28 protein-coding genes and 2 tRNA genes are annotated in these 23,799 nt (G+C 32.8%); 9 read left to right on the plus strand and 21 right to left on the minus strand.

The genetic code is table 11. From position 1 onward, the window contains the following. Nucleotides 1-47: 47 nt before the first annotated feature. The 12 genes from ACWA1B_RS21840 to ACWA1B_RS21895 form a co-directional block, all read right to left on the minus strand. Nucleotides 48-644, minus strand: coding sequence for a SprT-like domain-containing protein (locus ACWA1B_RS21840; protein WP_426483794.1), 597 nt, complete (start codon nt 642-644; stop codon nt 48-50). A gap of 39 nt (nt 645-683) precedes the next feature. Further along, nucleotides 684-1,361 (minus strand): SDR family NAD(P)-dependent oxidoreductase, encoded by a 678-nt coding sequence (locus ACWA1B_RS21845; RefSeq protein WP_035650560.1) that lies wholly within the window; start codon nt 1,359-1,361, stop codon nt 684-686. Nucleotides 1,362-1,399: 38 nt separating this feature from the next. Further along, nucleotides 1,400-2,341, minus strand: coding sequence for a M20/M25/M40 family metallo-hydrolase (locus ACWA1B_RS21850; RefSeq protein WP_456910609.1), 942 nt, complete (start codon nt 2,339-2,341; stop codon nt 1,400-1,402). Nucleotides 2,342-2,376: 35 nt separating this feature from the next. Continuing rightward, nucleotides 2,377-3,024, minus strand: a complete 648-nt coding sequence (locus ACWA1B_RS21855) for a hypothetical protein (RefSeq protein ID WP_456910611.1) — start codon at nt 3,022-3,024, stop codon at nt 2,377-2,379. Between the two features lie 2 nt (nt 3,025-3,026). Continuing rightward, nucleotides 3,027-4,061, minus strand: coding sequence for an ATP-grasp domain-containing protein (locus ACWA1B_RS21860; protein WP_456910613.1), 1,035 nt, complete (start codon nt 4,059-4,061; stop codon nt 3,027-3,029). An 11-nt stretch (nt 4,062-4,072) separates the two neighbouring features. Further along, nucleotides 4,073-4,783 (minus strand): NRDE family protein, encoded by a 711-nt coding sequence (locus ACWA1B_RS21865; protein WP_456910615.1) that lies wholly within the window; start codon nt 4,781-4,783, stop codon nt 4,073-4,075. Then, on the minus strand, nt 4,771-5,259 hold the full coding sequence (locus ACWA1B_RS21870) for a DinB family protein (protein ID WP_456910617.1): 489 nt from the start codon (nt 5,257-5,259) through the stop codon (nt 4,771-4,773). The genes ACWA1B_RS21865 and ACWA1B_RS21870 overlap by 13 nt, the downstream gene beginning before the upstream one ends. Before the next feature lie 5 nt (nt 5,260-5,264). Continuing rightward, the gene (locus tag ACWA1B_RS21875; RefSeq protein ID WP_456910619.1) at nt 5,265-5,645 is read right to left on the minus strand and encodes a DoxX family membrane protein; all 381 of its coding nucleotides are present in this window, start codon (nt 5,643-5,645) and stop codon (nt 5,265-5,267) included. Nucleotides 5,646-5,654: 9 nt separating this feature from the next. Further along, nucleotides 5,655-6,113, minus strand: a complete 459-nt coding sequence (locus tag ACWA1B_RS21880; protein ID WP_456910621.1) for a YHS domain-containing (seleno)protein — start codon at nt 6,111-6,113, stop codon at nt 5,655-5,657. Between the two features lie 7 nt (nt 6,114-6,120). Then, a complete protein-coding gene (locus ACWA1B_RS21885) occupies nt 6,121-6,717 on the minus strand; it encodes a peroxiredoxin-like family protein (protein ID WP_456910623.1) in 597 nt (198 codons plus the stop codon). 92 nt (nt 6,718-6,809) lie between these two features. Continuing rightward, nucleotides 6,810-7,487, minus strand: a complete 678-nt coding sequence (locus ACWA1B_RS21890) for a Crp/Fnr family transcriptional regulator (RefSeq protein ID WP_456910625.1) — start codon at nt 7,485-7,487, stop codon at nt 6,810-6,812. 104 nt (nt 7,488-7,591) lie between these two features. Then, on the minus strand, nt 7,592-8,734 hold the full coding sequence (locus ACWA1B_RS21895) for an acyl-CoA dehydrogenase (RefSeq protein ID WP_456910627.1): 1,143 nt from the start codon (nt 8,732-8,734) through the stop codon (nt 7,592-7,594). 491 nt (nt 8,735-9,225) lie between these two features. On the opposite strand from ACWA1B_RS21895, the gene ACWA1B_RS21900 reads away from it, so the two are divergent. The 3 genes from ACWA1B_RS21900 (at nt 9,226) to ACWA1B_RS21910 (ending at nt 12,447) form a co-directional block, all read left to right on the plus strand. Beyond that, nucleotides 9,226-9,801, plus strand: a complete 576-nt coding sequence (locus tag ACWA1B_RS21900) for a chalcone isomerase family protein (protein ID WP_456910629.1) — start codon at nt 9,226-9,228, stop codon at nt 9,799-9,801. A 152-nt stretch (nt 9,802-9,953) separates the two neighbouring features. Continuing rightward, nucleotides 9,954-11,180 carry a Glu/Leu/Phe/Val dehydrogenase dimerization domain-containing protein gene (locus ACWA1B_RS21905; RefSeq protein WP_456910631.1) on the plus strand — a complete coding sequence of 409 codons (1,227 nt, stop codon included), beginning with the start codon at nt 9,954-9,956 and terminating at the stop codon, nt 11,178-11,180. A 403-nt stretch (nt 11,181-11,583) separates the two neighbouring features. Then, nucleotides 11,584-12,447 carry an energy transducer TonB gene (locus tag ACWA1B_RS21910; protein WP_456910660.1) on the plus strand — a complete coding sequence of 288 codons (864 nt, stop codon included), beginning with the start codon at nt 11,584-11,586 and terminating at the stop codon, nt 12,445-12,447. A gap of 65 nt (nt 12,448-12,512) precedes the next feature. Here the strand turns inward: ACWA1B_RS21910 and ACWA1B_RS21915 are convergent, their stop codons facing one another. Genes ACWA1B_RS21915 through ACWA1B_RS21925 form a run of 3 tightly spaced genes read right to left on the minus strand, consistent with a single transcriptional unit; the run spans nt 12,513 to nt 14,278 of the window. Further along, complete coding sequence (locus tag ACWA1B_RS21915) at nt 12,513-13,169, minus strand: DUF4844 domain-containing protein (protein WP_456910633.1); 657 nt, start codon at nt 13,167-13,169, stop codon at nt 12,513-12,515. A gap of 14 nt (nt 13,170-13,183) precedes the next feature. Next, nucleotides 13,184-13,579, minus strand: coding sequence for an ExbD/TolR family protein (locus ACWA1B_RS21920; RefSeq protein ID WP_026728937.1), 396 nt, complete (start codon nt 13,577-13,579; stop codon nt 13,184-13,186). A 3-nt stretch (nt 13,580-13,582) separates the two neighbouring features. Further along, on the minus strand, nt 13,583-14,278 hold the full coding sequence (locus tag ACWA1B_RS21925; RefSeq protein WP_456910635.1) for a MotA/TolQ/ExbB proton channel family protein: 696 nt from the start codon (nt 14,276-14,278) through the stop codon (nt 13,583-13,585). 129 nt (nt 14,279-14,407) lie between these two features. Here ACWA1B_RS21925 and ACWA1B_RS21930 point away from each other — a divergent pair, with 129 nt between their 5' ends. The 5 genes from ACWA1B_RS21930 (at nt 14,408) to ACWA1B_RS21950 (ending at nt 16,948) form a co-directional block, all read left to right on the plus strand. After that, nucleotides 14,408-15,643 (plus strand): bifunctional folylpolyglutamate synthase/dihydrofolate synthase, encoded by a 1,236-nt coding sequence (locus ACWA1B_RS21930; RefSeq protein ID WP_456910637.1) that lies wholly within the window; start codon nt 14,408-14,410, stop codon nt 15,641-15,643. Between the two features lie 109 nt (nt 15,644-15,752). Beyond that, nucleotides 15,753-16,082 (plus strand): hypothetical protein, encoded by a 330-nt coding sequence (locus ACWA1B_RS21935; protein ID WP_456910639.1) that lies wholly within the window; start codon nt 15,753-15,755, stop codon nt 16,080-16,082. Between the two features lie 132 nt (nt 16,083-16,214). After that, entirely contained in the window at nt 16,215-16,550 is a 336-nt protein-coding gene (locus ACWA1B_RS21940; RefSeq protein ID WP_456910641.1) for a hypothetical protein, read from the plus strand. A 159-nt stretch (nt 16,551-16,709) separates the two neighbouring features. Continuing rightward, nucleotides 16,710-16,787: transfer RNA gene (locus tag ACWA1B_RS21945), tRNA-Val, on the plus strand. An 80-nt stretch (nt 16,788-16,867) separates the two neighbouring features. Further along, nucleotides 16,868-16,948, plus strand: a tRNA-Tyr gene (locus ACWA1B_RS21950). Between the two features lie 132 nt (nt 16,949-17,080). On the opposite strand, the gene ACWA1B_RS21955 is transcribed toward ACWA1B_RS21950, so the two are convergent. The 3 genes from ACWA1B_RS21955 to ACWA1B_RS21965 all read right to left on the minus strand — a co-directional run bounded on the left by ACWA1B_RS21955 (nt 17,081) and on the right by ACWA1B_RS21965 (nt 20,351). Continuing rightward, nucleotides 17,081-17,530: a hypothetical protein gene (locus ACWA1B_RS21955; RefSeq protein WP_456910643.1), complete on the minus strand. Its 450-nt coding sequence runs from the start codon at nt 17,528-17,530 to the stop codon at nt 17,081-17,083. Nucleotides 17,531-17,634: 104 nt separating this feature from the next. After that, nucleotides 17,635-18,693, minus strand: a complete 1,059-nt coding sequence (locus tag ACWA1B_RS21960) for a serine hydrolase domain-containing protein (RefSeq protein ID WP_456910645.1) — start codon at nt 18,691-18,693, stop codon at nt 17,635-17,637. 212 nt (nt 18,694-18,905) lie between these two features. Further along, a complete protein-coding gene (locus ACWA1B_RS21965) occupies nt 18,906-20,351 on the minus strand; it encodes an FAD-dependent oxidoreductase (protein ID WP_456910647.1) in 1,446 nt (481 codons plus the stop codon). Nucleotides 20,352-20,508: 157 nt separating this feature from the next. On the opposite strand from ACWA1B_RS21965, the gene ACWA1B_RS21970 reads away from it, so the two are divergent. After that, the gene (locus tag ACWA1B_RS21970) at nt 20,509-20,904 is read left to right on the plus strand and encodes a VOC family protein (protein WP_456910649.1); all 396 of its coding nucleotides are present in this window, start codon (nt 20,509-20,511) and stop codon (nt 20,902-20,904) included. Between the two features lie 72 nt (nt 20,905-20,976). Here ACWA1B_RS21970 and ACWA1B_RS21975 read toward each other — a convergent pair whose 3' ends face one another. The 3 genes from ACWA1B_RS21975 to ACWA1B_RS21985 all read right to left on the minus strand — a co-directional run bounded on the left by ACWA1B_RS21975 (nt 20,977) and on the right by ACWA1B_RS21985 (nt 23,266). Further along, a complete protein-coding gene (locus tag ACWA1B_RS21975; RefSeq protein WP_456910651.1) occupies nt 20,977-21,225 on the minus strand; it encodes a hypothetical protein in 249 nt (82 codons plus the stop codon). Between the two features lie 84 nt (nt 21,226-21,309). After that, entirely contained in the window at nt 21,310-22,440 is a 1,131-nt protein-coding gene (locus ACWA1B_RS21980; RefSeq protein WP_456910653.1) for an FAD-dependent oxidoreductase, read from the minus strand. Between the two features lie 61 nt (nt 22,441-22,501). Next, complete coding sequence (locus tag ACWA1B_RS21985) at nt 22,502-23,266, minus strand: helix-turn-helix domain-containing protein (RefSeq protein WP_456910655.1); 765 nt, start codon at nt 23,264-23,266, stop codon at nt 22,502-22,504. Nucleotides 23,267-23,799: the final 533 nt, after the last annotated feature.

Below are 23,799 nucleotides of genomic sequence, written 5' to 3' on the forward strand. Positions count from 1 at the left end.
GCTATTAAAACTGGAATTTGGGATTTTTTACATATTAGATTTTGATGTTAATCGATCAATTCCACTTCAGCGTTTGGATTAAAAAGATAGGTTTTTCCTGTGCTTATTTCGATGCATTCAAATCGTTTGGTTCTAACTGCAATTTTTTTAAATACTTTGCCATTTTTTATTCTGAAAACACTTCCGTAAGGAATTTCAAAAACATAATTTTTGTCGCTGTTTGAATCATATTGTTTTAATGCCAATGACAAAGTGGTATCAGTATCGCTGCTTGCTGACGGATTTTTAAAATGTCTAGCCAACAAAGGCAGTATCATACTAGGAAAAATTTCTGGACGAATAAACGGAATCATCAAACGCTGAAACGTATACTTCCACTCATTTCCATGTGGTTTTATATGTCGTCCAAATTTTTCGAATGCAACCAAATGCGAAATTTCATGAATCAGCGTGATCAAAAAACGATATTTATTTAAACTGGCATTAACTGTGATTTCATGTTTACCATTCAATGCTCTTCGATAATCACCATGACGCGTCTGACGTTCATTTACGATTTTCAAATGAACCTGATTGGCTACAATCAAATCAAAAACAGGCTTTACAGCATGTTCAGGAATATATTTTGCTAATGTTTCGTTCAATTTAATTATGAATTATAAATTTTGTGTTTTGAAATTTAATTATGGGTTAGTAGAGGAAACCTCTAGCACTTTTCCATTAAAATATTTATTTCCATTTAATGTAAAATCATAAATATAAGTTGCCATTCCTTCAGCAGAAATTGGCGCCTGATATCCAGGAAAAGCTTCATTCAGCATTTCGGTCTGAACAGAACCTAACGCTAGAACATTAAATGAAATTCCTTTTTCTTTATATTCTTCAGCCAATAATTCTGTCAAAGTAATTACAGCGCCTTTGCTTGAACTATAAGCTGCTAATCCGGCAAATTTCAAACTTCCGCGTACACCGCCAATTGAACTTATCGTTACCACATGACTTCCTTTTTGCAAATACGGCAAACAAATTCTGGTAAGATTAGCAACTGCAAAAACATTCACTTTATAAATATTTTCAAAATCGGCCTGAGTTGTCTCTGCAAAAGGTTTCCAGATTAAAGCTCCAGCATTATGAACAACTGCATCAACCTTTTTCCATGTTGACGAAAGAAAACTTTCTACTTCAGTTAAAGCAGATTCATCCGCTAAATCAATTGATAAACAGGTAACATTTTCATGTTCTAAAAGTGCCTTTGGAATTTTTCGCGAAATGGCCAAAACCTGATTTCCTGCATTTGCAAATTGCAATGCTAATTCATAACCAATTCCTCTACTCGTTCCGGTAACAATAATATTTTTCATGCAGCAAAAATAAACAAATCCAATAAAAGGCCATGTTATTAATTCATTGTAATTTCTTCCGTTGGTGTAGAAACAATCTTCGTAACAGCTGGTAAAAATTCCTGAATAAATGAAGTCATATGAGAAATATCCATCACTTTAAATTCATCTGAAACATGATGATAAAATTCAAAATTCTCAAAATCGAAAGTACTTATCGATTGGCAAGGTTTTCCGAAGGCCTCAAAAAATGAATAATTATCAGATCTGTAAAACAATTTATATTCGGCTTCTTTTGGCAAAAACCCAATTGTAGTTTTTCCAGTATATTCATTTATTTTTTGCGCCATATTTGATTTGTCAAAACCAGTAATATAAGCGAGATAATCACGTTTCATTGGCACGCCAATCATTTCAATATTGAGTTGTGTGTACAAATTAAAATTTCTCTTTTTTAATTTCTCTACCAGACTTTTAGACCCTAACAAACCTTTTTCTTCTCCTGTAAAAAACACAAAAAGAATACTTCTTTTATTCGATTTTGTCTTTGCAAAATATTTCGCCATCTGTGCTACCGCAGTTACTCCTGAAGCATCGTCATTGGCACCATTATTAATTAGATCAGCTTGCTCTCTATTTTCCAAACCGATATGATCATAATGCGCACTCAAAACAACAAATTCCTTTTTCAAGACAGGATCTGTTCCTTCTAAAACACCAACAATATTATAAGCAGGAGATCTAAAATTCGTTAAAGTATCACGATAAGATGCAAAATAAGGTTTGATTTTATTCTTCTTAAAAAAGTCTTCTAAAAAAACTGCAGCTTTTTCAATTCCTTTTGTTCCAGTTTCGCGCCCTTCTAGTTCATCTGAAGATAGATATTTTAAAAAATCTGAAACTTCGGTCTGCGAAACTTTATAATCTATATCATTTACAGAAGAAGTATTTGATTTACAACTTAATAAAATAAGCGGAAGAAGAAAGTATAGTTTTTTCATAAATGAAGATTTATGCTGGCTTAAAAACTACATTCTTAAGACCGGCAGTTTAAATATTTTTTATAAACCTTAAATGCCTGAATACTTCCTAAAACAATAAAAAACAAGGGTATGCAAACAGGCAATATGAGCTTTGAAAAATGATTTGTTTTATGAAAAATAGTTTGTAATACGATAATCAAACTAAACATTCCTATAAAAATCCCAATCAAAGTTCCTGCAATATAATAATATTTTAACTGCCTTTCAATGGCAATATACTTTCCGTTAAGCAAATATAAATTCCAGCTGGCCCAAAAAGGAAGCTGTAAAAAATTAAAACAGTTCAAAATAATTCCGATCACAAACGGCGAATAGATTAGATAGTTTGATAAAATCCCATCTGATTTTATTTCTTGATTAAAATTGAAATAAAAAGCAAAGGCCAGAACAAACATGAATCCTACCGCAAAAAAATCAATTATCTTCATTAATTTTTTATTGTTGATGAGTTGTTTTGCAAAAAGAAGCGTGAAATAAATAACAAAAATCTCCACTACAATAACTCCGAATAAAAAGAAAGTTAAATCACGAAGTCCTGATTTGGTATAAATTTCTAATCCGACAAGATTTAAATATCCTAACGGAATTGATCCCAAAAAACTTACGAGAAATCCAACTAAGCTATTTTTTAAACTTTTCATTTTTAAAAATTCATGATTTTATTGTTTTGAATCAAATGCAATTTGTATTCGCGCATCCCCACTTTATAATCTAAATAAGGAACTCCCATTTTATGGTTTTCGGCGCTTATTTCATACATATAAGTAATATGTCTGGCTAATTCTCTCCAAGCAAACCATACCGAATGTTTTGGATCATAAATGTGTGTAGGCTCACTCGCCGCTCCGTTAAGTTCTACAATTTGAAAATTTTCTCCTCGCTCTAATTCTTCAAAAGAATTATACATGATATCAAAACGTCCAAAATAGAATTCCGGAATTTGCATGGCAATTTCATTGATCATATCGGTCAGTTGTGAAGTAATCAAATTACTTCCGTCAAGAAATTTTGCACCTCTTGCGTGATTTCCAAACGGAACCAGATTTAACGATTCCCCTTTTTGTAAAATTTGGTTTAGCTGATGTCCATATTCTTCTTTCAAAACATCAAATTGCAATTGAAATCTTGGAGTTTGTTTGATTAAATCTTGAATCGTAGACCTGCCATCTCCTATTACAGTTAAAAATTCTTTAGATACAATTCCGGTAATTTTTCCGTTTTTTTGATGTGGGTGTCGAACGTAAAAAATCCCAACTTCATTTTTAAATGGAATTAGACTCTGAACCAAAAAATCAAAATTTGCTTTTTCTGCATATTCCTTTAATTCATTGATGGTTTTTATTTTTTTCACACCCGAACCACGCAAACCAATGTCTGGTTTGGCAATTAATGGAAAATAAATCTGCTTTTCTATAATTGCATCGGCTATTGTTTTTAAATCTGTTTTTTCTTTAAAAAGAATTGTTTTTGGATAATATTTTGGCGGAAGCAAATCATAAATCTGTTTTTTGCTTTCCATCATAAATCCGCCATTTTTAATTTTTGGATTTGAGGCATTAAAGAAAAAAATTGATTTTGCTTGGATGGCATAATAAGCCCAAAGAAAATAAATTGGAAAATATAAAACCTGAAACGGCCAATATTCCCAATTGGTTATTTTATGAAAAAATAGTTTCATTGTTTTATATTTTAAATTCGAATAAAAGAGGTTGAAAAATCTTCTGTTTTTATTAAATCGTAATATTTCATTGCACCTTTATTTTGTTCTATCACAACTTGCGTTACACTTAATGTTTTCATCTTATTTTCTCTGTTAATGATCAAACCATTTTGTGTATCGCCATTATGTGTATTTTTATGAAAATCCAACATATCCAAGGCCGAGATTTCATTTTTATCTTTTACAAAATCAAAAAACCAGCTGGATCGTTTTTTTCGTATTTCTTCAGAATATAAAGTGACAGATGACCAAATATGACGTTCAAATTGGTTTAATTTTGTTGTTCTTTTTCCTGAGCCATCCCAAATTAATTCATACAATTCTTCTTTTTGATACAAGACCAACGTAAAAGGTTCTATATTTTCTAAATTAATCTGTTTCCAAAAATCCTTTGGCGAAGCATCGGAAATAATATCAAGGAGAATTAATCCGCGGCTTTTTCTGTAAGGAAGAACCGGAGTATGTTTTATAATTCCGCCATTTAACAAAACCAGAACAATTCCGTTTTCATCAATTGCAAACCAGGTTCCGCCAGCTTTTGAATCTTTTGGATACATGATATTTTTTCCTTTATGAAAAAAGTTTCTTGGCGCTTCAGCACCGGGACGAATTACTTTTTCATCCCGATTTGAAGTAATAATTACAGTGCCGTTGTTATTTACAAAACTTACTGTACACATTGTTTTCTATATTCTATGGTTGAACGCGCTACGCCAAAATTGTCATCTACTAAAACATTTTCAAATTCTCGTACAGCGACTTTTATTAAAGCCTGATGATGTACGCAATGTTCCAAATTGTAAAGTAGTTCTCTGTAATAATTACTTTGAATTCTCATGTTAAGTCCGTCAATAAACTGCTCCAGAAACATTATTTTATTCTCGCTTTGCAAACTTGCTTTAATTTCGTTGATGCAGTGTTTAGCAAATTCTGTTTCAGTTTGAATTCTGATATTTCTCTCCCGGTTATCATAATTTATAATTCCCGAATCATATCCATTTTGAAGACATTGAAACATCTCCAGAATATGCCTTGTGTGTTCGCCAATTGTGGCATTACTTAAAGCCTCACAGGATTTTGAATAATCTTTATCAGATAATTGATTCAATAAATCCGTTACCTCATCTAAACTGCGGCGTATTGATTTTAGTAACATAACTTTTAATTTAGAAGATTAGACAATTTGTTTTTATTGAAATAAAGCAAACCTAAACTGCACAACAACGTAATAACAGCTAACACAAAAAGTAATCCGCCGTCGTTTTGAACCTCAATTCCTAAAACAAATAAATGTGACAAAATAGCTCCAATCATAATTCCGGTTGCACCAAATGCTCCAATCCAGGTTGTTTTTGGAATCAAAATCAAAATCGCTGCGATTAATTCGGCAATTGCAGAGCCAATTCTTCCATAAGGTTCTACGCCTAAAGTGGAGAAAATATAAACACTTTCTTCTGCTCCGCTGAATTTAAAAAATAAGGTTTGCAATAAAATTACCGAAGCCGTTATTCTCAAGACCCATATTATAATTTCCTTTTTCATGGCTTCTGGTTATTTGTATATTTTTTTCCAATTGTTATCTGCCTTAACTTTTAACTCCGCTTCATCCGGATTCCAGCTTTTCAGCGTATTATTAAAATAAGCATTATAAAACAGATAAAGTTTTCCATCGCTAATTTTAAAAGTCTCTGGATTAATTTCTACTTTTTTGCCTGCACTTCCCATTGCATACGCACACCATCCGCCATATTGAGGTTCATATTTTGATGGGTTTTTCAAAAAGGCATTTTTATTTTCAGCTGATGAAAAATTATAAGTCACTCCTTGATACGAAGTCGAAATTTCTTTTTTCCCTTTAACTGCTTTTCCCTGATTAAAATAACCAACAGGATCATAACCCTGAATACCTACTTTGTTTTCTAAATTATATTGGCTCACTCTTTTGGCATCATTTTGAGCAAATGAACTGCCTGAAACTAAAATCAATAACAATAATATTAACTTTTTCATCTTTATTTTATTTAAGGTTTTTTAATACTGACACTAATAATTCTGCAGAGATACGTTGTTTAAAATCTGGCGAGATATATTCAAAAAGTATATCAGCTTCAGTATTAACAACAAAAACAGAAGGAACAGGCAGCAAACTGGTATTGATTCCATTAGAATGTACGTTAATAACTGTTTTGTAGTTTTCCGGAACCTGATAAGCAATTCCTACCGCTTTTATCAATTCGCCTTTTGAGTCAGAGAGTAAGGTGTATTTTACTTTATCCTTTTCTTCTGTTATTTTTAAATTTTCAGCAGAATCCGGACTTACGGCTATAATTTGATAACCTAAGTCGATGATTTTTTTTTCGGCTTCAGCCAATGACTGTAAATGTAAATTGCAATACGGACACCAGCCGCCGCGGTAAAAAATCAGAACTGTTTTTTTCTTTTTAAATAAATCTGAAATATTTACATCTGTATTTTCAGATGATTTTAAAGTAATGTTTGGAATTTTCTCTCCTATTAATAAAGGAGCAATATCGACCGCAGATTTAGGAATTGTGTTCTGCGCATTAACAGCTAAAGTAAAAGCTGCTAAAAAAATAAAAAGCTTTTTTTTCATAGTGTAGTGGTTTTACATCTTTTTTGATGATGTAAAATTATTGTACTATGAAAAAACAAAATGTCGGCTAATTTACACTTCGCTTAAAATAATTATAATTTGGTAATATCTTGAATGATAATTTCTTTTCTGTTGTAAATTAATAACTGGTTCGTTTCCATTTCATTCAGCAATTGTGTTGCTGTTTGTCTGGAAGTACAAATAATTTGAGCAATATCATTTTGGGTTAAATAATTTTCGATCGTAACTGAATTACCGTTTGCAGCTCCCTCACTCTCTGCCCAGTCTTTTAGAAATTGGTACAATCTGGTTTTAGCATCTTTAGAAATCAAATTAGAATAACTGTTTTTGATGCGCTTCATTTTCAAACCAACAAATTTGGTATATGAAAGTGCCAAAGTTGGATTCCTCAATAATAAATCTTCAAAATCAGACATTAAAAAACTACAGATTGCAACATCGTCAGAAAGTACTTTTGCATATTCTTCGACTTTATTATCTGTTTCTAACGTCAATTCACCAAATAAATCTCCTTTTTGAATAATATCTTTTATCGTTTCATTTCCATCTTCATCGATCGAAACAATTTTGATATTTCCTTTTTTAAGCAAAAAAATCCTAGGCACATCTGAAGAAGAAAAATAAATGATTTCTCCTTTTGATGCTTTTTTAAAACCGGTGATAATGCACAGTTGTTTGATTTGTGAATAACTCAGCGTTCTAAACAATTTATGATCCCGCAAGTACCAATATTTTAAATCTTCGTACATAGAATAAATTTTCTTGATGTAAATGTAGCAATTTTAACATCTAAACAAAAAAACCCTTTCAAAGCAGAAAGCCTGAAAGGGTTTTGAAATATATTTAAGATAAATTATCCTGCAATAACAGATCTTGAAATTACAATTTTTTGAATCTCAGATGTTCCTTCGTAAATCTGAGTGATTTTTGCATCACGCATCATACGCTCCACATGATATTCTTTCACGTATCCGTTTCCGCCATGAATTTGAACCGCTTCAACTGCAGTATCCATTGCTACTTGTGAAGCAAATAATTTTGCCATAGCACCACTTACATCATAGTTTTTACCTTGATCTTTATCCCAAGCTGCTTTCATGCATAAATGACGCGCCGCTTCGATATTTACAGCCATATCAGCCAATTTGAAAGCGATTGCCTGATGATTGCAGATTTCTGTTCCAAAAGCTTTACGCTCTTTCGAATATTTCAAAGCCAATTCATAAGCTCCAGAAGCAATTCCTAATGCCTGAGAAGCAATTCCGATTCTTCCTCCTGCCAAAGTTTTCATGGCAAATTTGAATCCGAAACCGTCTTCACCAATTCTATTTTCTTTAGGAACTTTTACATCACTGAACATTAATGAATGCGTATCAGAGCCACGAATTCCCATTTTTTGTTCTTTCGGACCAATAGAAAAACCTGGCATATCTTTGGTCATAATCAAAGCATTGATTCCTTTGTGTTTTTTCTCTGGATGCGTTTGAGCGATTACTAAATATACTGAAGCCGTATTTCCATTAGTAATCCAGTTTTTTGTTCCGTTTACTAAGTAGTGATCTCCCATATCAACTGCTGTTGTTTTTTGAGAAGTCGCATCACTTCCAGCTTCTGGTTCACTCAAACAGAAAGCACCGTGAATTTCACCTGAAGCCAAACCTGGCAAATATTTTTGTTTTTGCTCTTCGGTTCCAAATTCTTGTAAACCCCAGCAAACTAATGAATTATTTACAGACATAACCACAGAAGCTGATGCATCAACTTTCGAAATTTCTTCCATAGCAATTACGTATGAAATAGCATCAAGCCCGCTTCCTCCGTACTTCGGATCAACCATCATTCCCATGAAACCTAATTGTCCCATTTTCTTTACTTGTTCTGTTGGAAAAATTTGTTTTTCATCACGTTCAATAACACCAGGCAGCAATTCGTTTTGAGCAAAATCTCTGGCAGCCTGTTGAATCATTAAATGCTCTTCGGTAAGATTAAAATCCATAGTCTTTGTTAGTTTATTTTTTTTTTTAGAACCAAAATCGAAAAATTTTCGGTGATGGAAATAATTTGTTTTTTGTGTTTTGTATTTTTTTTTGCTTTAAAAAAGGCTTCCAAAGATAATTTTTAAAAGTCAAATTAACAATGCATGCATATAAAATTAATAGATCAGCAATAATTACGATAACGTTTTCGTAATTATTCGGCATTTTCAAAAAACTAACTGCAATACTTCAAGGATTTCTTTAAAATTTAAGAATATAATTATGCATCAAAAAGGTCTTATTTATAAAGTTTTAGTAAAATTTAGTTAAAAAAGTGCGCAACCGGTTTTGGAACACGTAAATGTACGTAAAGCAAGTCTTACTAAATTGATAATGAAATAAATACAATCAAAAAAAATATATAACTTTAATAAAAAACATGTATTTTTAGAGAACAGAATTTAGAAATTAAAAGTATTTTTGCCAAAAAACAAAAATTATCGATAGAAGTATGAAAAAGATTTTACTATTATTTGCACTTATTTTCAGCGTGCAATTTTCGACTGTTTCGGCACAAGCCCAACTAGAAGTAAACGGCGTAACGGTTCCAAGAAAAATTGAAGTCCAAAATAAAACAATGCAGCTAAATGGTGCTGGTGGAAGATCAAAAATGTGGTTGGAAGTTTATGTCCAGGCGCTTTATTTATCGCAATTAAGCCAAGATCCAAAATTCATTATTGACAGTGATACTGAAATGGCGGTTAGAATCGAAATCACTTCTTCTATGGTTTCTTCAAATAAACTGACAAAAGCAATGAACACAGGTTTTGAAAAATCTGCAGGAAGCAATCTTGAAGCTTTACGTCCAAGAATTGAGCAATTCAAAACATTATTAAGCGATCCTATTACAGAAAAAGACGTCTTTGTTTTGTTTTACAACCCACTTGATCAAACCGTTAGCGTAATTAAAAATGATGTCCCAAAAGGAAAAATCACAGGATTTGATTTCAAACAAGCATTATTCGGAATCTGGCTTTCAGACAAACCAGTTGACGAAACTTTGAAAAAACACTTATTAGGAATATAATTCAGAATTTCTTAAAAAGATTCGAAATCCAAAAGCCGAAAACCTTATCGTTTTCGGCTTTCTTTTTTTTCTTTCATTAAATTTGCCATAAAATACATTATTCGCATTATTCTATTTTATACTTTTACGCAAAATAAACATATCTCAACAAAATGAAAGATTTATTACAGCAATTTGAAAATAAGGAACCTGAAATTGTTTTTAACTGGAAAGATTCTGAAACTGAGGCTGAAGGATGGACAGTTATTAATTCTTTGCGCGGAGGAGCTGCGGGAGGAGGAACTAGAATGAGAAAAGGCTTAGACATGAACGAAGTTTTGTCTTTGGCAAAAACCATGGAAGTTAAGTTTTCAGTTTCTGGACCAGCAATTGGAGGCGCTAAATCTGGAATTAATTTTGACCCAAATGATCCTCGTAAAAAAGGCGTTTTACAGCGCTGGTACAAAGCGGTTTCTCCTTTATTAAAGAGCTATTATGGAACTGGTGGAGATTTAAATGTTGATGAAATTCACGAAGTAATCCCAATGACAGAAGAATGTGGTGTTTGGCATCCGCAGGAAGGTGTTTTCAACGGACATTTCAAACCTACAGAAGCTGATAAAATCAACAGAATTGGTCAATTGCGTCAAGGTGTTATCAAAGTAATTGAAAACCCAAAATTTTCTCCAGATGTAACAAGAAAATATACAGTTGCTGATATGATTACCGGTTATGGCGTTGCCGAAGCGGTTCGTCATTTCTACGCTACTTATGGAGGAGAAATCAAAGGCAAAAAAGCAATCGTTCAGGGATTTGGAAATGTTGGATCTGCAGCTGCTTTCTATTTAGCTGAAATGGGTGCAAAAGTTATCGGAATTATTGACCGTGACGGAGGATTGATTAAAGAAGAAGGTTTTTCTTTTGAAGAAATCAGAACTTTGTTTTTAAATAAAGACGGAAACAAATTAGTTGCTGAAAATATGATTCCGTTTGAAGAAATCAATTCTAAAATCTGGACAATCGGTGCTGAAATTTTCACGCCTTGCGCAGCTTCAAGATTAGTAACGCAAGCACAAATCGATAATTTGATTGCAAATGGATTAGAAGTTATTTCATGTGGTGCAAATGTTCCTTTTGCTGATAAAGAAATTTTCTTCGGATCAATTATGGAAGAGGTAGACCACAAAGTAAGTTTGATTCCGGATTTCATTTCAAACTGCGGAATGGCGAGAGTTTTTGCTTATTTCATGGAGAAAAAAGTTCAAATGACAGATGAGGCTATTTTTAATGATACATCAGAAACGATTAAAAATGCCATTGTTAAAGCGCATAGCTTAAGCTCATCAAAAACAAATATCAGTGCAACTGCTTTTGAAATTGCATTGAAACAATTAGTGTAATTTTTTTATACTGCATATTATAACGAGTCAAATTATTATTTGGCTCGTTTTTTTTACCTCAACAATATCGTTATAAGTAAACTGGACTAAAGTCCAGCTCTACAATATAATTTGTTCCTTCGGAACGGAAACGAAGCTTCACTCTTTTCAAGATTAAAAAAAATAGATTGCGTGCTTTGCGTAAATCTTTGCTCCCGATAGTTATCGGGATTACGGTTAAATTTCCACTTTCTTTCTAAACAATTTTTACTACTTTTAAACGTTTTTAAAATAATACATTTCAAAATTCAGAATAATGAGTTCGCTATTAAAAAATGGTAGTCGTCTTACAATCCTTTTTTTCGGATTGCTTTTTAGTCCTATATTAAATTCGTCACTTTCTGATAAAAAAAAATCACTTATAATGTCAACCATTATTTGTGGACTGTTGATTTTATTGATGTTTTTCATACGTTTTTGGCCTCCATACAACCCAGAAAATAACGTTGCACTTGCTGATGGCGGCGGCGGTGGTGGCGTAACTGTGAACTTTGGCGACAGTGATTTAGGTTCTGGTGCCAATTACAAAAGCGAAGTTCTGGAAGTAAAAAACAATGTAAAACAAGCTCCTGCTAAAGCAACTCCAGAAGAAGAAGCCATAATTTCTCAGGAAAACACAACTACAGATAATGACGTAGTTATTCCGACAAAAGAAAAACCAAAAAAACCTGTTCCTGTTGAAAAACCGGTACAAAAACCTGTTCCTGAAAAACCAAAGGTTTCCAACTCTACAAACGATGCCTTGTCTAGCATTTTAAAAGGATCGAACAAAGGCGGAGATGGCGATGATAAAGTCGCCGGAAATAAAGGAAAATCAAATGGGGATTTAAATTCGAAAGGTTATTATGGAAGCGGTGGTTCTGGCGGAGGAACCGGAGGCGGTAACGGAACCGGACATGGAATTGGTACAGGAAGCGGTTACGGAGCTGGAAGCGGCGGTGGTTCTGGCGGAGGATCAGGATATGCTTTAAATGGACGCAAAGCATTATCTAAACCTAAACCAAATAGCGAATGCAGTAATGAAACAGGAACTGTAGTAGTACAAATTACCGTTGATCAAAATGGTAATACTATTAGTGCCGTTGCAGGAGCAAAAGGAACTACAATTACAGCTAAATGTTTAAGAGAACAAGCTAGGATGGCCGCAATGAATACAAAATGGTCTGCTGATGAAAATGCAGCTGCAAAACAAACTGGAACTATTACTTATAATTTTAGTTTGAATTAAAACACGAATTTCACGGATTTACACGAATTAAAAAAGGCTTTCAGAAATCTGAAAGCCTTTTTATTTTATTTTCTAAAAAACTGTAATTGCTTTAATCTTATTCTCGCACCATCTAAATCATATTGATTTCGAGATAGCTGTTCTTCCAATTCATATTCTCCAAATCTTAATTGTTTAATATTTGGACCTTTATCAATTAAATTAAATTCTCTACAGGATTTACATCTCACAATAAAAAAATCAGAATCTGGAATACCTTCCTCTTTTTGTAAAATAAAGGTTTCTAAATTTGCATCGCATTTTGTGCAATTTTGTGATAAAGTTTCAACAACTTTCTCTCTCCCTTTTATAAAATCTGATACTTTGAAAATAAAGTTCAATAATGAACCATAAAGCCAAGTATTCAATTCATTTTTAAAATTTACTTCAATTATTTTTGAAATTTCATTGAAATAATCACATATAAACTCTTTCTCTTCTGTATCAAAATTGGATTTATCGAAACTATTCAATCCTTTATTTAACTCTTTCTTTAGTACTTTCTCAGATGAATTATTTTCTACTAAAATAATTAAAGAATTTAAGCATAAATTAAAATTATTTTCTAAATGGTCACATAATTCAGAACTTGAAGGATTTAAACCTCTTCTCTCCCATTCTGGATCTCCAAATTTTCTCTTGTCAAATAAAAATTTTAATCTTTCTAGCTTTTTATCAATCATCTTCTAATTTAGTATTACTTCGGACTTGTAGCAATTACAAACTTCAAGTTATTCTTCACTCCTATTTGTAAAACATCTACTAAATCTTGAACTTGTAAATTAAACGGAATTCGAACTACAACTGTTTGTTCTTTGTCTGTGCCGATTTTAGACATTAAACTGGTTTCTAGATTTTCAAAATCAACCGGTTCTTTGTCGATGTAGAATTTCTTATCCTCAGTAACTGATAAACTGATTAATTGTTTATTGGTTTTTTCATTTGCTTTGGCTTTTGGCAACGTCATTTTAATCACATTAGGATTTGCCAGCGTTGAAATAATTAAGAAAAACAACAGCAGGAAAAACATAATATCACTTAATGATGAAGTGGCGACCTCAGCATGAAATCTTCTTTTTCTTTTAATCGACATAGCTTATGCTCTTTGAATTATATTGACAAATTCTAATATTTGTTTCTGAATTTTTAAAGCAAAATTATCAATTTTTCCGTTCAGCAAATGGTACGCGCTATAAGCAATAATTCCCACAATTAATCCAGAACCTGAACTGATCATTTTTTCATATAAACCTCCAGAAATGTTTCCGATACTTATATTTTCTGTAACTGAAATGCTGTAGAAAATTTTAATAACTCCTGAAATTGTTCCAATAAAACCAAGCGTTGGTGCAATACCAGCGATTAGTCCAAGATGACCTAAATGCTTTTCCATTTCACCAATTTCAATATCAGCGGCGCGGTCCATGTTTGATTCGATTTCTGCAATTGGTCTTCCAATTACTAAAACTCCTTCTTTTAGAATATTTCCGGCTGCAGTATTGCTTCTTTCAACAATTGTTCTTGCCAACTCTATATTTCCAGAATTTAATTTATCTCCAACATCCTGAATTAATCTAGGATCAATTTTTGAAGCATTACTGATATACAAATAGCGTTCAAAAATTATATAAATGGTATAAAAAAGTAAAAGTGCAATTGGTATAAGGAAAAATCCTCCTTTTAAAATAAAATCCAAAACCGAAATCTCAGTTTCAGGAGCGATTTTTTGAATAACTACGTTAGATGCGGCATTTGCGATTGTATCTGTTTGTAATTGAATGAAGCTAAACATATTTTAATTCTGGTTTTTATGATTAATTCTAAAAATTATTTGAAATTTGCACTAAAGATAATTTCCGCTGTAATATTAAACTACAAAAATCGAAATTTATTTCAATCAACAACCATTTTATCCAAATAAATGAACTATCAAGAGACTACAAACTGGATGTTTAATCAATTGCCAATGTATCAACTTCAGGGCGCTTCGGCTTATAAAGAAGATTTAACCAATATTAAATTATTGGCCGCACATCTTGATAATCCGCAAGATCATTTAAAATGCATTCACGTTGCCGGAACAAACGGAAAAGGTTCTACTTCGCACATGCTGGCTTCGGTTTTACAGGAAGCTGGATATAAAGTTGGATTGTATACTTCACCGCATTTAAAAGATTTCAGAGAAAGAATCCGAATAAATGGCGAAGAAATTTCAGAAGATTTTGTAATTGAATTTATTGGAAAACACAAAAGCTTTTTTGAAGCCAATGATATGAGTTTCTTCGAAATGTCTGTTGGATTGGCTTTTGATTATTTCGCTGCCGAAAAAGTTGATATTGCGATTATTGAAGTTGGTTTGGGCGGAAGATTAGACGCAACTAATATTATTACGCCATTAATTTCAGTAATTACGAATATAGATTTAGATCATACTCAGTTTCTCGGGAATACGCCTGCTTTGATTGCCGGTGAAAAAGCTGGAATTATAAAACCAAATATTCCGGTTGTCATTGGCGAATATACAGATGAAACGCAGCCTGTGTTTTTGGCGAAAGCCGAAGAAAACAAAGCACCGATTTATTTTGCTTCGGACTTAATTTTAGAAGTTTTTCCATCCGATTTAATTGGGGATTATCAGTTTCACAATAAAAAGACGGTACAACAAACGATTCAGATTTTAAATGAAACTACTGATTTTAAAATTTCAAATGAAAAACTAAAATCGGGATTATTGAATGTTGTAAAAAATACTGGTCTTCAAGGCAGATGGCAACAGCTTGGCGAGAATCCGAAAATTATTTGCGACACAGCGCATAATAAACACGGTTTGTCTGTGGTTATGAATCAGCTTCAAAAAGAAACTTACGAAAATCTGCATATCGTTTTGGGTGTTGTTAACGATAAAGATTTGGATTCTATTTTACCGCTCTTCCCTAAAAAAGCACAATATTATTTCTGCAGACCCGATTCTTCGAGGGGATTAAGCACTGAAATACTGCAAGATACAGCCAAAAAGTATGATTTAATTGGAGAAAAATACGATTCGGTTGAAAAAGCTTTTTTAGATGCAAAGAAAAACGCTACAAAAAATGATTTCATTTACGCAGGCGGAAGCACCTTTGTAGTGGCTGAACTCCCTTTAAATTCAGCGTTTTAAATTCCAGATCAAAACTGGAAGCAAAACTTTATTCAAAAATCATAACTACTTGATTTTTAATAGATTAAATTTGTGCTTAGTTTTTTTAATAACCAATACAAATTTAATCATGAAAACAAGAAGTACACTTCTAGGGCTCGTCCTATGGATGTCCCTATGGTGCGAAGCCACGTACGCACAGGAAAAAGAAAAACCAGTCTTCATCACCATGACGACCCTGCACCGTAGTTTAGATGCAAAAGCGAAAGACTGGAAGGCTGCTGAACAGGAATATTTTGACAAAATTACCAGCAAAAATGATCTTATTATTGGCTCAGAACTCCTAACCCATTACTATACCAATGACAATACAGAAGTTGTTTTAGTCAACGTTTACAGAAATTGGGAAGATATTGAAAAAGCAAATACCATCAGCGATGATTTAGCTAAAAAAGCCTAGCCAGATGAAAAAGCCAGAAAAGCATTTTTTGAAAAATATGATGCTTTTTACACCACTACACATTCAGACGAAATTTATCAAAGCATAACTTCTGTTGGTGAGAAACCCTATAAAGACATAACCAAAAAACCAATGATTGTCTATATCCGAAAATCGCAATTGAGCATGAAAGGAAACGGAAAATTGGCAAAAGAATTTAATGATAAAATCACTTTTAAAGATCCTTACATAAAGGCCTATTATCCGTTTCGGCACTCGTGGGGCTCCAACAGCACTGATTTCATGGAAGCCTTTTTCTACGATTCTCTAGCCGATATGGAAAAATCAAGTGAAAAGATAGACGAATTGATTAAAGCAACATGGCCAAATGAAAAAGATGCTGATGCTTTTTTTGATGAATTAGAAAAATCTTTCACCGGAAAACACAGCGATTACATCTATAGGAACGTTCCGTCACTTTCAAAATAAAAAATACTTAAAAAAATTACGTTTATAACATTTTCTGCTTCAGCAAGATAGAAAACACATTAAAAAAAGTTTAAATTTTTAGTGTATTTTCTTTGCAGAACTCAAAAACTAGCGTATATTTGCACTCGCAATCACAAACGATAGCAACCTAGTAAAATAGGGCGATTAGCTCAGCTGGTTCAGAGCACCTCGTTTACACCGAGGGGGTCGGGGGTTCGAACCCCTCATCGCCCACCAAGAAACTCCTTAAGAAATTAAGGAGTTTTTTTTACGCCTTACCGATTGTCTATAGATTACAAATTTACAATGCGGAATTTGGGGAGATACTCAAGCGGCCAACGAGGGCAGACTGTAAATCTGCTGTGTGAACTTCGCAGGTTCGAATCCTGCTCTCCCCACTAAAAGGGTAAAAAAAGCCAAACGAAAGTTTTTCAATCTTTTAAAAACAAAATACAAAAAAACTCCTTAATTTCTTAAGGAGTTTTTTGGTGACTTATTTTTTTGCAATTTTTTTTTTGAATTCAATTCTTTCATTCCTCTTTAAAAACAAAATAACAGAGCAGTAATGAATTTAACTGAAATAAAAAAATCCCATATCTCAACTGCCCAAACGGAATCGTAAGACACAATACAACAATAGCGATTAAGGATAACATTGTATTTAAAAAAGAAAGTATGCCAATTTCGAAATTTCGAAGTGTAAAAACCCAGATAATGAAATTCAAAAACGTAATTATCGTAAATATTGACAGCACCGAAATTTCAAAATCTAAAGCCAAATCATAACCTGTTAAAGTTGCATTCTTTTTAGCTTTTTCAAAAGCAACCTCTTTTTCCAATGGATCTTGGGTATTTGATTGGTTTTTAAAAATTGCAGGTCTTGATTTTAGAGATCCATTAGAACACATCTGAAAAAAGGGAAGGAAGAAAATCAATATTCCGAATGTAGATAAAATTCGTTTTATGTTTTTATAACACATACTTTTAGATCATTATAGGTAATTCAAATTTTAATTGAATAATTACTATTCTGCAAAAAGCATTCCGATAAATCATTTGAAATCAGAATCTAGAGATGTTGTATTTATTTCAAAACGGTATCATAAATTGTATTCAGGAGGTCTTGTCTCATTTTTGAATTTCTTTGATCTAATAATATAATAATACCCCAATTTTTAGCTCGGTTATAACAGATAATTGAAGATTGTCCCATTGAATCACCTGATTTCATATAGATTGTATTTTTATCATCAGTGACAATATTTGTGCCTAAACCCATTTCTCTTTTTTGATCTTTATAAAAGATTTTTTCAGTAATGATCGCAGCTTTCCCGACTGAAGTTTTACTATTTAAAACTGCTTTTAAATAGGTAACCATGTCAGCCGCATTTGATTTTATTAATCCGGCTGGTGCAGTAACATTCCATTTAAAGAATTCCTGAATGCCACCTTCAGGATTGTGAGCTGTTGTAATGTTTTTTACATTAAAGTCTTTCGTAAATGTATTTTTCATTTTTAACGGTACAATTATTTTTTCTCTAATAATTTGATCGTAATTCTTACTATACACTTTTTCTACTATTTGCCCGAGTAAAGTATATCCAATTGTAGAATAACGATATTTACCATAATCTTTCAGTTCACTACAATTATTGATTATATCAACCAATGTCTTTTCGGTCACATTACTTACAGGCTGTTGCGGATTTAATTCGATTAGTTTTCCAAAATCGATATCAGGCAAGCCAGATTGATGAGAAGCCAGATCTGAAATTTTTATTTTGTTTTGAAGATTTTTCTGCAGATCATATTCCTTCGGAAGATAATTGTCTATATAATCATCTACTTTTATTTTATTCTCAATAACGGCTTGCGCAATCAGATTTGAAGTTAAAATTTTAGTAATCGATGCAATTTCGAATAACGAATTTTTATTGATTTGAATTTGACTTTCAGAATTCAAATCACCATAGGCTGTAAAATATTCGTCATCATTTTTAATAAAACCAACACTTATACCAACCTTAGGTTTTTTTTGATAATTGCCCTTTATTATGGAATCAATCTTTTTAGTTATTTCTTGTCCAAAAGAAAAGTTGCTTATTAATATTAGTACTGCTAAAAATTTTACTGAAGTTTTCATTGTATCGAATTTTAGGTTAGAAATTTATTTCGATACAAATTTGAGAAAGAAGCCTCGGCTACACGACCGAATAAAAAAAGTCATACTCATTTGCTTTAAACAAAATAGTACGACTTTTTTTATTCGTAAGTACGACTAATCATAAAAATCTATTCTTCAATAACTTACCACAATAAATCTCAACCAGAAACTTCATGATTATCAAGAAATATCTAAGATTTTTTTTTCTTCAAACAACGTCCTCTCGGCTCGTCACCTTCCTGAAGTACAATTTCGGAATGAAGGAATTGTGCAGCATCTGCAGAATCTTTTACTTTTACGGCACTTCGTTTTAGCATTTCGGCTTCAAATTCATTTAAAACACTTTCTCGCAATCCTGCTTTTTTCCAATGCGATAAAGATTTGCATCCTTTTACAACACCTCGCGCCAAGGAAAGTGCGTCCAACAACGCCTGATTTGCGCCCTGCCCTTTAAACGGACTCATTGGATGTGCCGCATCGCCAATAAGCGTTACATTTCCGCCATTTTTTAATAATTCACTATCAAGCAATTCGCGATCGTAAACAGGATAACCGGAAATATGAATCTCCTCAGTAGCTTTTAGAATTTGCGGAATCGGATCGTGCCACTTTGTTCTTCTGCAAGCTTCTTCTTTTAGTGCTTTCACACCTTTTGAACTTAATTCTTTTGCTTCATTTTCAGGCATCGGAAAACTAAGCTGCCACATTACAGAATCTGATTTATAGGGCATAATGTAAATTCGCTCATTTCCATTGGCGGTTTGAAATACCGTAGCCGAATCTAATAAAGAACTTTCAATACCTTCAACCGCACTTAAAGAGCAAATGCCTAATATTACTAAACAATCCAAATAACGCAAAGGCGCAACTTCATCACCAATCAAAAATTTTCGTACCGAACTACGAATTCCATCGGCACCAACTACAATATCGGCTGTAGATTTTTTTATTTCGCCATTTACATTAAATATGAGCTCAACGTTTTCTTCTTTTTGCTTAAAATCGATTAATTGATATCCCCATTTTATGGCATCGTTTTCACCAAGCTGTTCCAAAAGTTCTAGACGCAAGGATTGTCGGGCGATATGAATATTGGAACGTTTTTGGGATTTTTTAGAATCGGATTGAATCCATTTTCTGTTTCCCCATTCACCAATGACTTTCCCTTCGGTAGTGTGAACCAAATGCCTTGAGGAAACTACTCCATCTTTTAATTTCAAAATTCCCAATCCTGCCATTGCTTTGCTGGCTTGTTGCAAAGTGAGTCCGTACCCTTGTGATCGGGCTTCGAAATTATTGTCGCGTTCATAAAGAGTAAAAGGGATTTTTCGGTGTAAGCAGGCGACTGCTAAAGCTGTTCCGCCAATTCCGCCACCAATAATAGCAATGTGAGGATATTTTTCTGTCTCAGCAATTGGAGAATTTAAAGCGTGAATTAATCCAGATCCGCCGCAATTTAAGCAGATTTTCATATGTGCTTTGGGAGGAACTGGCGCTTTTCCTTCTTCGCCATTATTTTGAAATTGTTCCAATTCCAATTGATAACGAAGCTTTACTTTTTTGCTTATTCGCTGGCTTTTTTTACCTCTTCCCTGACATTCTTCACAAATAGACCAGCTTGTTTCTACCTTTTTCACTTTTATTTCTTCTTTATTTTTTAGCCTTTACATCTTCTGGCTATCGTACAAAATTAAGACAAAAGATAGCCAGAACAAAACTTTACAATTTCATTAAAAGTATGCAAGACATTAATTTGCTAACTTAGTTTATTAACTATTCTAAAAACTAAAGTTTATGAAAACTAAAATGATATGGGCAAACTTGGTTTCACATGATTTGCAAAAAACGATTCAATTTTATTCGGATCTGGGATTCCAGCAAAACGGAAAAGAAACAGAAGAATTAGTAAGTTTTATTTATGGCCAAAATAGCTTTGTTATTAATTTTTTTATTCCTAAAAGATTCGACAATGCGTTAAGAGGCAAATCTACTGATTCCAAAACGGAAAATGAAATCATCTTTTCTTTATCAGCAGACAGTAGAGAAAATGTAGATGAATGGTACGAAATTGTAAAAAAAGCTGGCGCCAAAATCTTTTCTGAACCCGAAAATTTTCAGCAAGGTTATACTTTTGGCTTTACCGATCCTGATGGTCATAAATTCAATTTTTTATATTGGCCGGGAATGTAATTTCTGAGAATTTAAAGCCAAAAAAACTCCTTAAGAAATTAAGGAGTTTTGCTTTTATAGAGAATATTATTTTTACAATCCTCTGCTTTTTTTCTCCTTCTGCAAATTTTTCAAATTGCTTGCATTTGCTAATGCGATTATTCCTAGTGATAGTGGAACAACTGTCAACGCACTAAATTTATGTTTTACAATTGTGAGCCAAATTCCCGCTGCCAACAAGATTAAGGCAAAAAATATCAAAATGTAAAATATTGTTTTTACTAATTTTTCATTTTTAAGCAATTCTTCATTGCTCATTTCTTCTAGTTTTTTGGTAGCCATAATTTATAGTTTAGTAGTCATAAAATTACATTTTTATTTGGCAAAACAAATAACGTTGAAACTAAAAATGAATACCTAAAAAATTTATTTGGAAAATTTCAGAAAAGAAAAATCTGGATCCCGCATTATAAGTTCATTATTTCTGGTTTCTTCCTGCGCTTCTTTGGCATAAATAAACATTCTGTGTTCATAATCTGAAATTGCGGTTTCAATACTTTCAAATTTTCCGTCCAAAAGATTTTCTGCCAAAATTATCGCATCGACAAGTCCAATATTTGCGCCCTGTCCGGCAAAAGGAGGCATTAAATGCGCTGCGTCGCCAATAAGTGTTATGGGCAAAATGCGATTGTTTTTCCATTCTTTTTCTAATGAAATTTTTCGCGTTGGCAATACCACAAAAAATGTTGTGGCACAAATTAACTCTTTATAAGTTTTACTCCATTCTGAAAAACAATTTATTAGAAATGAACTTATACTTTCGTGATCTTTAAGATTTAATTCATTTTCTAAAGACCAATCTAAAGGCGTTTTGAAAATAACAGTATAACTCAACGAATCTTTATTCTTCGGATTTGCAACTAATAAATTACCATCGTAAGCAGACATTAGAATAGTACCATCGCATAAATTAAAAAAGTCTTTACATAAAATTTCAGCATCAGAAACTTCACCTTGAATCATGTACGTTGCGGTTTCTTCAACTTCGGCATCCGTAATATATTTTCTAATTGCCGACATTCCACCATTTGCTCCAATGATAAAATCTGCGATTGCAGTTTCTTTATTTTCAAAATGCAAAATCCATTTTCCGTCTTTTGCTTCAAGTTCAGTTACTTTGCTATTCCAGATAAGCGTATTTTCTTTTAAACTTTCGAGCAATAAAGTCCTTAGATCATTTCTGTTGATTTCGGGATTATCCTGTGCTTCTTCCGGTGTTATTTTTTGAACAGATAAAACATTTCCTTTTTCATCAGCAATGGTTCTTCCCATCGGAATTGCGAGTTCAAAATACTCTTCTAACAATCCTGCTTTTTTGATCGCTTCCTGTCCTGAGCCTTTATGCAAATCGAGCGTTCCGCCCCAAATTCTGGTTTGCGCATCTTTGTCTCTTTCGTAAACTGAAACATCAATTCCTTTTTGTTGTAATAATATTGCCATGGTAAGACCAACTGGCCCACCGCCAATAATGGCTATTTTTTTATTTTGAAGTAACATATTTTGTATCGTTTAATGTGATACAAAATTGCGAAGAAAGCAGTTGCTGAAATAGTAAAAATCAGTCGTTTTGTGGAGGCAGTTTTTTAATCGCCAAAATATCCATGAAACGTTCATCGGTATTTTTGCTCAGTTCTTTTGGCGTAACGCCGGAGTATTTTTTAATTTCTTTGATAAAATGATTTTGATCGGTGAAATTTAATTCGGGGTAAAGTTTGCCTTCGCTTAAATCTTTAAACGAAGATCCAAAACGCAAAATTTTGCAATATTCTTTAAGCGAAATTCCGAATTGCTGATTAAAATAACGGTTGATCTGGCGACTGCTCCAAAACACTTTTTCAGAAAGTTCTTTGACTGTAATTGTTCCGTGTAAGGAATAAATCAGTTCAAATAATTTTTTCTTTCTGTTATCAATTGGTTTTATGGAAATTGAATTGATTTTCTGCGTTACTTTTTTCTGAAAATTTTCTAAACTTTCTGTATCAAATTCTTCAAATTGCCAAAAATCATTCGGAATTATTTTCCCTTCATTTAAAACATCTTTTATAGAATCTCCGAAGAAATATTCGACAGCCAAAAGTTTAAATCCAACAGAAAATATTTTGGCATCTTTGGCAATTATTACCTGACCCGGCATTGTATCAAGTCCGCGAATTGAAATTTCCCAATCTTCAGAATTCATTTTCATCAACGTCATGTCAGCCATTCCGTTTGGAAGAATCGTCCCAGGAATATCCTTTCCCGATTTATTTTCCACCATCCAAAAGCTGTGAACAAAATGCGAAATAGAATCGTCAGGCAAAAGGGACTGGATTATTAGATTCATTTTCGTTTTACAATTGAATTCAATTTATATTTCCTTAGTCAGCCGATCCATTTCTTTCAACAAAGTCGGAATTCGAAATTCGCCCGCCATACTTTCCACTTTTTGAAACGCTTCTTCCAAATCTATTCCGATAGAAGTTACAAATAAAGTTTTTTTTATGCTCTTCAACAAGAAATTCGTTCTTCATAAATTTTTCCTCCACAAAAAACCTCGAATAGCATCTTCAGTAGAATCAAACTTTTGAAAACTATTTATAACCTTATTAGCTTATTCATAATGTAATTTCTAAGAAAACAAATTTATCATTACATTTCTAAGAAGAGAATTTAAAGATTATAAGGCTAATTAAAAAGGTTTTAAAAACACAAATAACCATCTCTAAGCAATCGAATAGAAAAAATTGGACTTACGATTGTTCCCAAAAAAAAAACTTCAATTAGCGAAGCCAATTGAAGTTTTAGTACTCAGAGCGGGACTTGAACCCGCACGAACATTGCTGTTCACTGGATTTTAAGTCCAGCGTGTCTACCAAT

Source organism: Flavobacterium xizangense (genome assembly GCF_054075145.1).